This window comes from Methanothermococcus thermolithotrophicus DSM 2095 (genome assembly GCF_000376965.1).
Lineage (GTDB): Archaea > AGJL01 > Methanococci > Methanococcales > Methanococcaceae > Methanothermococcus > Methanothermococcus thermolithotrophicus.
Genome location: NZ_AQXV01000015.1, coordinates 1 through 9899 on the forward strand (window position 1 = coordinate 1; position 9899 = coordinate 9899).

Annotated in this window: 10 protein-coding genes and 6 tRNA genes; 10 read left to right on the forward strand and 6 right to left on the reverse strand. The window is 33.6% G+C overall.

The features are described from left to right. Positions 1-95 (reverse strand): archaellin/type IV pilin N-terminal domain-containing protein (locus F555_RS09275; RefSeq protein WP_366246628.1); only part of this gene is annotated, 95 nt, incomplete at its 3' end. 321 nt (positions 96-416) lie between these two features. Between F555_RS09275 and F555_RS0100355 the strand changes: the two genes are divergently transcribed. Beyond that, the gene (locus F555_RS0100355; RefSeq protein ID WP_018153247.1) at positions 417-2135 is read left to right on the forward strand and encodes a HEAT repeat domain-containing protein; all 1719 of its coding nucleotides are present in this window, start codon (positions 417-419) and stop codon (positions 2133-2135) included. Between the two features lie 17 nt (positions 2136-2152). Here F555_RS0100355 and F555_RS0100360 read toward each other — a convergent pair whose 3' ends face one another. Next, entirely contained in the window at positions 2153-3028 is an 876-nt protein-coding gene (locus F555_RS0100360; RefSeq protein WP_018153248.1) for a coenzyme F420-0:L-glutamate ligase, read from the reverse strand. A 440-nt stretch (positions 3029-3468) separates the two neighbouring features. Here F555_RS0100360 and F555_RS0100365 point away from each other — a divergent pair, with 440 nt between their 5' ends. Next, on the forward strand, positions 3469-4692 hold the full coding sequence (locus F555_RS0100365; RefSeq protein ID WP_018153249.1) for an aconitase X: 1224 nt from the start codon (positions 3469-3471) through the stop codon (positions 4690-4692). A gap of 69 nt (positions 4693-4761) precedes the next feature. Continuing rightward, positions 4762-5526, forward strand: coding sequence for a precorrin-4 C(11)-methyltransferase (gene cobM / locus F555_RS0100370; protein ID WP_018153250.1), 765 nt, complete (start codon positions 4762-4764; stop codon positions 5524-5526). Between the two features lie 121 nt (positions 5527-5647). Here the strand turns inward: cobM and F555_RS0100375 are convergent, their stop codons facing one another. Together F555_RS0100375 and F555_RS0100380 are read right to left on the reverse strand one after the other, a co-directional pair. Next, the gene (locus tag F555_RS0100375; protein WP_018153251.1) at positions 5648-5860 is read right to left on the reverse strand and encodes a hypothetical protein; all 213 of its coding nucleotides are present in this window, start codon (positions 5858-5860) and stop codon (positions 5648-5650) included. Next, positions 5853-6224, reverse strand: a complete 372-nt coding sequence (locus F555_RS0100380) for a DUF2304 domain-containing protein (RefSeq protein WP_018153252.1) — start codon at positions 6222-6224, stop codon at positions 5853-5855. The genes F555_RS0100375 and F555_RS0100380 overlap by 8 nt, the downstream gene beginning before the upstream one ends. Positions 6225-6295: 71 nt before the next feature. Here F555_RS0100380 and pyrB point away from each other — a divergent pair, with 71 nt between their 5' ends. Then, complete coding sequence (pyrB, locus tag F555_RS0100385) at positions 6296-7210, forward strand: aspartate carbamoyltransferase (RefSeq protein WP_018153253.1); 915 nt, start codon at positions 6296-6298, stop codon at positions 7208-7210. A gap of 224 nt (positions 7211-7434) precedes the next feature. Then, positions 7435-7821: a 30S ribosomal protein S8e gene (locus F555_RS0100390; protein ID WP_018153254.1), complete on the forward strand. Its 387-nt coding sequence runs from the start codon at positions 7435-7437 to the stop codon at positions 7819-7821. 56 nt (positions 7822-7877) lie between these two features. On the opposite strand, the gene F555_RS0100395 is transcribed toward F555_RS0100390, so the two are convergent. Beyond that, positions 7878-9059, reverse strand: coding sequence for a bis-aminopropyl spermidine synthase family protein (locus F555_RS0100395; protein WP_018153255.1), 1182 nt, complete (start codon positions 9057-9059; stop codon positions 7878-7880). Between the two features lie 136 nt (positions 9060-9195). Continuing rightward, a tRNA-Phe gene (locus F555_RS0100400) sits at positions 9196-9269 on the reverse strand. 116 nt (positions 9270-9385) lie between these two features. Here F555_RS0100400 and F555_RS0100405 point away from each other — a divergent pair. The 5 genes from F555_RS0100405 (at position 9386) to F555_RS0100425 (ending at position 9845) form a co-directional block, all read left to right on the forward strand. Further along, positions 9386-9461: transfer RNA gene (locus tag F555_RS0100405), tRNA-Asn, on the forward strand. Positions 9462-9494: 33 nt separating this feature from the next. Further along, a tRNA-Ile gene (locus F555_RS0100410) sits at positions 9495-9569 on the forward strand. A gap of 21 nt (positions 9570-9590) precedes the next feature. Beyond that, positions 9591-9665, forward strand: a tRNA-Glu gene (locus F555_RS0100415). A 13-nt stretch (positions 9666-9678) separates the two neighbouring features. Continuing rightward, positions 9679-9763 (forward strand) — tRNA-Leu (locus F555_RS0100420). 10 nt (positions 9764-9773) lie between these two features. Then, positions 9774-9845 (forward strand) — tRNA-His (locus tag F555_RS0100425). Positions 9846-9899: the final 54 nt, after the last annotated feature.

Here is a 9899-nt window from a genome sequence, read left to right on the forward strand (position 1 = left end):
GCAACTGCAGCAACTAATACCATGGCAATAAAGACAATTAAGGTACCAATACCAGAGGCACCCTTCTTGTCTTTAATAAACTGTGCTATTTTCATACTGTACCTCCCATGTATATTCATAGGCTATTTGGCGGTTTGTAAAAATTTAGAAATGTATTTCTATTGGGCAATTACAAAGACAAATGTCGAATATATTTTAACCTCTCCTCTTAGGCTTCATCTCTAGGATATCCCCAAAATGTAATGTCTTTTTTACTAAATAAATACTTTTTTTGTACTTCTTTTTGTATGTGTTTATGTAGGTAGATTTTGGCAATACTTTCGGCGATGCTATAAATGGTACCTACATAATCACCTGCAAAAAATCAATATATTGGTTTAAATCCAACATACGTATACAAGCAAAATCGTGATATTATGATATCCTGGATTCCTAATTTTAACAAACTAGATAATAACTTTGATGATACAATGGATTCAAAAAATATAAACCCGATTCATACAGATGTCGAGCTCTCTACCGTTGGAGATATGTTGATGGTAGGAAGTTTGGGATTTAAGGATCCAGAGACGGTAATTAAACTCATTCCAAAGTTTGAGAAACCACTTGGGGGAGATTTTAAGCTAAAGCTGGCAGCCATATGTTCTTTATCCATGATTTCAGTTTCAAACCCAAGAATAATAGAAGGGATAATGCCTAAAGTGGCAAAACTACTTGATGACCAGGACTGGAGAATTAGAAAGAATGTTCTTGATTTAATGGGGAATATAGGTCTTGTATGTTTTGACATGGTGAAAAAATATATTGATAAAATAGTAAGTAGGTTAGAGGATGCCAACCCAAATGTAGTATGTTCAGCAGCGTATTCTTTGGCAAAGATTACCTTAAATCCAGAATGTAAATCAAAGTTTCAATTGATGGACAAGATAACAAAGAGAATAATGATAAAATCTGTGTTGATGGAGGTTCTAAAAAATATAAGTGAAGTAAATCCAAAGTTGGTGGAGAGATACTCTGAAGACATGTTTAGTTGTCTTGACGATAAAAATCCCATCATTAAAATAAATGCACTTAAAATTCTTGGAAATATTGAAAATATAGATATCGATGAAGAAAGGGCACATAAAATAATTTGTAACTTAAACGACGATTCTTTGGAGCTCAGAACAAGTGCAGCATATGCCATCTGGAAGCTGAGTAAGAACAAGCCCTATTATTTCAAATCTTCAATGGATAAATTAATAAAAAACCTTAATTTAGAAAGTTCAGAAAGTAAAATGATTAAAGTTTATTCCTTGTTTGCTCTGGGCAGGTTGTGCTTCTTAGAGCCAAAGAAATTTGAAACAAGGCTGAATATCAACAACCTGCTAAACGAAGATGACGATATTAGAAAGCCTGCAGTATATCTTCTTCACAACCTGTCTATGGTGGATCCTGAAATTATTGTTAAAAATATTGATATGATATATAATCTGCTAAATGAAGGGGATTATTGGATAGTTAGGCATGCATTAAAGATAATTGGAAATGTTGGAATGTACGATCAAAAGTATGTATCAAGATATTTGGAGGATATAAAAGAAAAACTAAATGATTTCAATCTATCCCAAGAAGCTGCTTTAACTTTGATAAAAAGTGGTTTTATTGAAAAAGAAGTGTTAAAAGTGGTTTTGGAATCCTTAAACGATATAGGATCAAATTTAAAGTTTTTAAAAAGGGTAATTGAATACTATCCACAGGAGCTCTTAGAGGATCTTTACAGGGAAATTAGGAAAAGGAAAAATAGTTTAAATAACATTTATGTAGATGAATTAACTAAGTTTATTAATGAAAAGAAAAAAGAATGGAAAAAAGAAGGATCATCTATGGGCCGAAAAATCAGAATAGATCTTAAAGACTCAGAAAAACCTTCAGTAGTAGTGGCTATGAAATCAGAATGTTCTGAAGTAGAATTAGAGGATGGAAGAGTTGTTTATATATTACCAAAGGATAAATGTATGGAAGTTTCACTATCAAAAGAGCTCTTAGAGTTAATTGAAAGGGAAAACGAAGATGAATTTGAAATTTACAAACTTTCCCACGAGATAATGATAAAATCATTAATTGAGGGCATATTGATGAATAGGAAAGTATAATTTATATAAATACATTATTACCTATCACAACGAATTACAACTACTGGAGAGTGTTCCAGCTCCTTTAAAACATCCACTGTAATTTCAAAGGTATTATATTTTTTCATAATATCGTGTATGGATTTAGTATATGGCACCTGGGATGTATCGGCTAAATTTGCTATGTAAAGAAGTTTTTCAATTGGATATTCTTTATAGACTTCATTGCCTACAACTGCCAAAGGCGTGGCTCCACATAATCCACCTATTTTTAAAATACCTGCAATTTTACCAATAACATAACCTAAAACTCCAATTTTTGAAATTATTCCATCCATTGCAATAGGTAATGCGGTTACATACCATTTATAAAATCTATAAGTTGCATCTGTGTCTATAACCATGACAACTACATCAATCCCAAATTCCTTTTTGATTTCATCATATAGTTTTTTGGCAGATTTTTCAGGATTTTTAGGAAGTAATGCAGCATAAGTCCCTGGAACATTGGTTAAATCTACACCACCTTCAGAGGCAGGCTTCAACGCATATCTTAACCCGACGTAATCAATAACAACCTGTTTGTGTTTTAAAGTCTCTTTTTTTGGCATCTTTCTGAGATTTTTTATTCTGTCTTTCCTTGTTTTTAATATTGGTCCAAGGAAGTAGCCCCAGAGATACTTTGACCAGTAATAACAAAAGTATGCCAAAAATCCAGGTTTTGCATCCTTTTCATCAACGAAGTTGTTTTCACTTGTGGCTATGAATTTTTCACTTACAACTATAAAATCCCCGTCTTTAATTGTTAAACCGTTTTTCATTTCCCTTTTTAATGAATTAATAGTTTCTGAAATGAAATCTTCATTTCTATCAATGTATTTGGTTCTTATAGGTTTTACAGTAATTCCGTTCATTATCCCACTGTTGTCCGTAAATCATCAGGTCATGCAATTGGCTTCATTTTTTCAAATAAACCAACTGCTTTATAGGTTGTTAATAATCTAAGGTTGGGTTTCTGTTTATAAATATTGTTTCAGTTCGCTCGACAAAATCTAAAAGATTTTGTGAGTCAGTAAATCCTTCGGATTTACTTCGACACCAAACCTTTTTATTTCTAAAAAACATGGCTCGATTTCATTGAAACAACTCTCTATTGAGGAATAATTCTATTATGTCATTATTTTTATAATAAAAGATATTATTGAATGATAAGTTTAAACTTATGGTTTAAAATTGTGGGTTATATATAATTTAGTAGCTTATAAAGATGGTGTACCTATCTGATATTTTCATCAAAATACAACTCATTTATAGAAAGCTTAGTTTATCTATACAACTATATATGGTGAAATTTATGTATCTTACAAAGGAAGAAGAAAAAATGTATAATGGAGAATATGGGGAAGCACTTGAAACATGTATGAATCTCCTTGTGTCTTTAGGGGATATTTACGGTGCCGAGAAGTTGGTACCAATATCCTCTGCTCAGGTTTCAGGAGTTTCATATAAAACCATAGGTGAAAAGGGATTAGAATTTTTAAAAGACCTGGCAGAAAAAGGTGTTAAAGTTTCAGTTCCAACAACACTCAATCCAGCTGGAATGGATCTTGTGAGATATAAGGAATTAGGTTTTCCAGAAGAATTTTCAAAAAAACAGCTTGAAATTATAGAATGCTTTAAAAAAATGGGTGTTGAGATTAGCTGTACTTGCACACCTTATTTAACCGGAAATGTGCCAGTTTTTGGTTCCCATGTAGCCTGGGCTGAATCTTCTGCAGTTTGTTATGTAAATTCAGTAATTGGAGCTAGGACCAATAGGGAAGGGGGACCTTCTGCACTTGCAGCAGCAATTGTGGGTAAGACACCGTGTTACGGCTATCATTTAGATGAAAACAGAAGTCCAACACACATAGTTGAGGTTGAATTTGAAACGTATGCTAAAGGTAAAACTAAATTTGAATTTGGACTCTTAGGTTCAATAGTAGGTAAAATCGTAAAAAACGGAATTCCTTATTTCAAGTTTAAAAAAGCCGAACATATAAAAACAGATCAATTAAAAGCCCTTGGGGCAGCTCTTGCGGCAAGTGGTGGTGTTGCACTCTATCATGTTGAGGATGTTACACCTGAAGCTAAGAAGGGCATGCCAATAGTTCAAGAAAACCTTGAAAGAATAACAATAACTGAAGAGGATATTAAGAATGAGTATGAAATATTAAACAGTACTACAGGAGCTCCGGACCTAATTTGTATAGGTTGCCCACACTGTAGTTTGGATGAAATTAAAGAAGTGGTAGATTTTATAACTGAGCAAAATGCAAAGTTTAAGAGCGATTTGTGGGTTTGTACATCAATCCATATTAAATCGATAGCTGATAGAATGGGTTACACCGAAATAATAGAAAATGCTGGCGGAAAGATAGTTACAGATACCTGCATGGTGGTAGCTCCTATAGAGGATATGGGTTACAAGAATGTGGCAACTAACTCAGGAAAGGCAGCAATTTATCTCCCTAACTTCTGTAAAAGTAATGTAATTTACGGGGAAATTTCCGAAATATTGAAAAAAGGGATGCAATAGATAAATAATATAACACCAACGTAATATAAACTTAAATGTAGTTAAATTGTAAGGAATAGAGGTAGTAAAATGAAAAAGGTAATTATAGTTGGAGCAGGACCCGGGGATAAAGAACTAATTACAGTTAAGGGTAAAAAAGCCATAGAAAATGCGGATATTATAGTTTATGCAGGATCCCTTGTTAATAAGGAGGTTCTTGAATATAACAAAAAGAACGCCAAGATATACAACAGCGCTACAATGGATTTGGATGAAATCGTAAATGTAATGGTGGAAGGAATTAAAAATGATTTAAATGTAGTTAGAGTACATACTGGCGATCCGTCTATTTACGGAGCTATTAAGGAACAGATAGATGAATTAAGAAAATACGACATAGATGTTGAGATTATTCCGGGGGTTACTTCATTATTTGCTGCAGCAGCTACTTTAAAATCTGAGCTCACACTCCCGAAAGTTTCACAAACTGTAATTATTACAAGACCAGAAGGAAAGACTCCAAAGCCTGAGAAGGAGAAAATCAAAAATTTAGCAAAGCATCAGGCAACTATGGCAATATATTTAGGTGTGGGAATGATAGAAAAGGTATGCAACGAACTTGTTGAAGGAGGATACCCTGAAGAAACACCTGTAGCTGTAGTTTACCATGCATCATGGGAAGATGAAAAGATAATAAGGGGAAAACTAAATGATATTGCTGAAAAAGTTAAAGAAGCAGGAATTAAAAAAACAGCTTTAATAATCGTTGGAGACGTTTTAGATCCTGATTGGTATGAATACTCAAAACTATACGATAAAGATTTTGAAACAGAGTATAGAAAGCCTAAATTATAATATATCTCCAACCTTTTAAAAAGGTTGGATCCAAAACCAATACACCATTTCGCTTCGCTTAAATGATGTCTTTTTAGCTAATTTGCAATATCTTAATGTATAAATTCCGTTATGTTCGACACTAATAATAAAATATTTTTTCAAGCATTATTCTTATGTCGGTCTTTCTTGTTATATCTGTTTCTTTTTTTAGGAGCTCTTCCAATTTATGTTTTAAATCATCCATATCTTTAGACTCAGCTATGATATTTCTTAAGAATTCGATATTGGAAATGTAGGGCCCCACTTCCATTAATATGCCTTCTTTATCAATGTTGTTTGTTGCGTTATTCAATACCATCACCTTTATTATTTTTCTTCACATCCTTTTTTTCATACCTCTCTATTATTGCTATCTCTCTAACTATTTTAGTAATTTCTCTTTCAAGATTTTCGATTTTAGTATATGATCTATAAATCAAATAAAACAACGCCACAATCCCAAGATAAATTAAAACATCAACTCCCCTACCTACTCCAACTAAATTCGCTAAATAACCTAAGAAATCTGGGAAAACGACCACTAACATAACAGATATCCAGATAAAGACCCAAAATAAACCTGATTCTACACTCATGGCATTTCTTCTAATCTGCATCATAACCCTTGAAATTGCAAAGAGTGCAAAAAGAATTCCAAGTACTTGAATTAATTCCATAAGGTTCACCTCATTTTTATATTGGGTATAATTTTATATATGTTTACCTAAATACATAAAACGGTGATTGAATGAAGCATTTAATATCTATGAGGGATATTGGAAAGGAAGATATTCTTAAAATATTGAATGAATCAGAAAAAATGGAAAACCTACTTAATAGATCGGAAATTAAAGAGATGCAAAGTTTAAATGGAAAAATATTGGCTACATTATTTTATGAACCTTCTACAAGAACTAGACTCTCTTTTGAAACTGCAATGAAGAGATTGGGAGGAAATGTCATCGGTTTTACAGACATAAAAAACACGTCAGTTACAAAGGGAGAGAGTTTGATAGATACAGTAAGAGTTGTTAGCGGATACAGTGATATAATTGTTATACGGCACCCATCTGAAGGGGCAGCAAGATTGGCAAGTGAATACTCCCAAGTTCCAGTTATAAATGCTGGAGATGGTTCAAACCAACATCCTACCCAGACACTATTAGATTTGTACACAATTAAAAGAGAGATTGGCAAAATAGATGGTATAAAAATTGCATTCATAGGAGACTTAAAGTACGGAAGAACAGTACATTCATTATGTTATGCACTTTCGTTATTTGATGATGTAGAAATACATTTGATTTCACCGGAAGAGCTCAGAATACCGAGGGAAATAATTGAAGATTTAGACGGAAAAGTTAACATTTATGAAAGTGACGATATTAATTTAGATGGTGTTGATGTAGCCTATATGACAAGAATACAAAAAGAGAGATTCCCGGATTTAAACGAGTATCAAAAAGTTAAAGGAACCTACAAACTTACAAAGGAACATGTTGCTGATAAGGATTTGATAATAATGCATCCTCTTCCAAGGGTTGATGAGATAGATGTTGAAGTAGATAAACTTCCTCAGGCAAGATACTTTAAACAGTCCTTTTATGGAATACCTGTTAGAATGGCGATTTTGAAGATACTAGCCTCCGAAACTACGAAATAGAAAAGTTTTATATTCTACCCCCACATAGTTAATTTTTTATATTATAAATTCAATTAAATAAATGCTCGCATGGCCTCTCGATTTTATATACATATGGGGATAATATATATTTAAGTTAAATTATTATCAAACTTATCAAACACTAATGTGATATTAGTAGGATGATAAAAATATAAGAAAGACAAATGAAACAAAAGCATAATAAATAAAAAGATGGTGTTATTATGGGAGTATGGCAAGGAAAAAGTAGAAGAAAATCAACCGGTGGAAAATACAAACTTGTTGTTAAAAAACACAAAAGAGAAATGGGAAGAGAACCTTCTGAAACACATATCGCCGATCACGTTAAAATAAAAGTTGTAAGATGCAGAGGCGGAAATGAAAAAGTTAGATTGGTAAGAACAAACTACGCAAACGTATTCGATCCAGTAAGCAAAACATGTAAAAAAGTTGCTGTAACAGACGTAGTGGACAACAAAGCAAACAAACACTACATCAGAAGAAACATTGTTACAAAAGGAGCAATTATTGAAACAGAATTAGGAAAAGCAAAAGTTACATCAAGACCTGGACAGGATGGCGTAGTAAATGCAGTTTTAATCACCGAATAAAATAAAAATTAATTATTTTTTTTATAATTATTATATTTTTTACATCTATTTTATTTTTATTTTTTAGTTACTTTCTTTCTTTTTGTCATGGTGAATTTTTTTCCTCCACATTCACAAACGAGGTCTTCAATTCTGTTAATTTCATCACCAATTTCATAAACCTGTCCACATTTTGCACACTTGTAGTATCTTAAAGTAGGCTTGACTTCACCTGTGTAGATCTTTTCTGTATCTCCAACAACTTTTTTAAGGTTTTTTCCAATGAGTCTTGCTAAGAATGTAGTATTTCCGATTATTTCAGTACCTTCATAAAAGTTGAATCCAGGTATTGATTCATATATTACAAAGCCCATTTCATTGATAGTTTTTTGGAGCTCTAAGTATTCATTAATTGGTTTGTGTGAAAATGCAAGATAAGCAACTCCTTCACTGCCTAATGCTTCGATACCCCTTGATAGGAATAGTTTCAATCCATTTAAGGTATATGGTGGATCAGTAAATATCGTATCAAATTTTTCTGTTAGTTCATCGCTTAAAGGATTTTTGAAATCGTGTTTTATTGTTTTTATGTTTAAATCTTCTTTTTTGGATATGTTTTTTATTAGATCTAAAAGCCTATCATCAATATCTGCTACAACTACCTCTTCGCATAAGCCACTCATTGCAGTAGGAATTGAAGTTAAATCATCGTCCCCAACAAAAAGTATTCTATTACCTTCTAAATCTCCCCTATCTGCCATAAAAGCTGCCCTGTGGACTGCAGTTTCAGCCGTGGCAAAGGACTGGTCTATCAGCGTGTTTACCTTAGGTCTCATTTTTGAGTAGGTTTTATGTTTTTTAAGTATCTCTTCAAAGACATCGTCAAGAACAATCCCTCTTCCGTTGCAAACTGGGCATTTTAAATCATGTTTTAATTTAAGTTTCAACTGATTTTCAACAAAATCAATTCCCTCTTCTTTGAGAACTGCTCCTTTCGGATTCCTTTTTAAAATTTTCTGTCTTTCCAATAATGATCTGACCTTTGCCACGATTGGAAGCGGTAATTTTGTGTATTGGCCTATTTTTTTTGTAGATATGGGCTGGTTCCTGTAGATACATCTTATTATGTCTTCAACCGCCCTTTCTCCTTCTGCAATATTTGCATTTTTAGCTATCCTTTTTAAAAAAGACATTCTGAAGCTAATTTCACTTTCAACGTTTTTTTTAGTGTTTTTTCCCATTTTTCCAATAATCTTCATAATTTCCCTTTAATAATTTATTTTATGAAAAAAATAGTGGTTTATTATTACTTCATATTATGTACATTTACACTAATTTAAAATAAATTATAATCAATGTATTCAAATTTATAAATTAATATTCCTAAAATAAATATGCCGAGGGGGTGATTCGAACACCCGACAACTGGATCTTCAGTCCAGCGTTCTCCCAGGCTGAACTACCTCGGCAATGTTTCCAACTGAATCCAAACTAAGCATGTATCTTCTTATATAAATACTTTTCGCCGAAAAGTTTATATACTAGAAGTGAAATTGTTATTGTGCTGATTGGGTGAATAAGAAGAGCCCCCATAGCTTAGTAGGTAGAGCGACGGACTGTTAATCCGTAGGTCGCAGGTTCGAGTCCTGCTGGGGGCGCCATTTTTTTAACAATTAACCGATTTAAAAAAACAAGGGACCGTAGCTCAGCCTGGTTGGAGCGCTCGGCTCATAACCGAGTGGTCAAGGGTTCAAATCCCTTCGGTCCCATAAATTTGGATTTGATAAAGCGCTCCGGTGGTGTAGTCCGGCCAATCATGCGGGCCTTTCGAGCCCGCGACTCGGGTTCAAATCCCGGCCGGAGCACTTTATTTTTTGTGCAGGGGTTGTCGAGCCTGGCCAAAGACGCAGGACTTAGAATCCTGTCCAGTAGTGGTTCCAGGGTTCAAATCCCTGCCCCTGCACTATAGCGTGGCCGGGGTGGGGTAGTGGCTATCCTGGGGGACTGTGGATCCCCTGACCCGGGTTCGATTCCCGGTCCCGGCCCTTTTACTTTTTTAACGATTTTAAGAGTTATTTGGTCTTATTTTATATTTATTT

Coding starts and splice junctions, on each gene's coding strand:
- F555_RS0100355 (WP_018153247.1), top strand. CDS start 417: ATGATATCCTGGATTCCTAATTTTAACAAACTAGATAATAACTTTGAT.
- F555_RS0100360 (WP_018153248.1), bottom strand. CDS start 3,028: ATGAACGGAATTACTGTAAAACCTATAAGAACCAAATACATTGATAGA.
- F555_RS0100365 (WP_018153249.1), top strand. CDS start 3,469: ATGTATCTTACAAAGGAAGAAGAAAAAATGTATAATGGAGAATATGGG.
- cobM (WP_018153250.1), top strand. CDS start 4,762: ATGAAAAAGGTAATTATAGTTGGAGCAGGACCCGGGGATAAAGAACTA.
- F555_RS0100380 (WP_018153252.1), bottom strand. CDS start 6,224: ATGGAATTAATTCAAGTACTTGGAATTCTTTTTGCACTCTTTGCAATT.
- pyrB (WP_018153253.1), top strand. CDS start 6,296: ATGAAGCATTTAATATCTATGAGGGATATTGGAAAGGAAGATATTCTT.
- F555_RS0100390 (WP_018153254.1), top strand. CDS start 7,435: ATGGGAGTATGGCAAGGAAAAAGTAGAAGAAAATCAACCGGTGGAAAA.
- F555_RS0100395 (WP_018153255.1), bottom strand. CDS start 9,059: ATGAAGATTATTGGAAAAATGGGAAAAAACACTAAAAAAAACGTTGAA.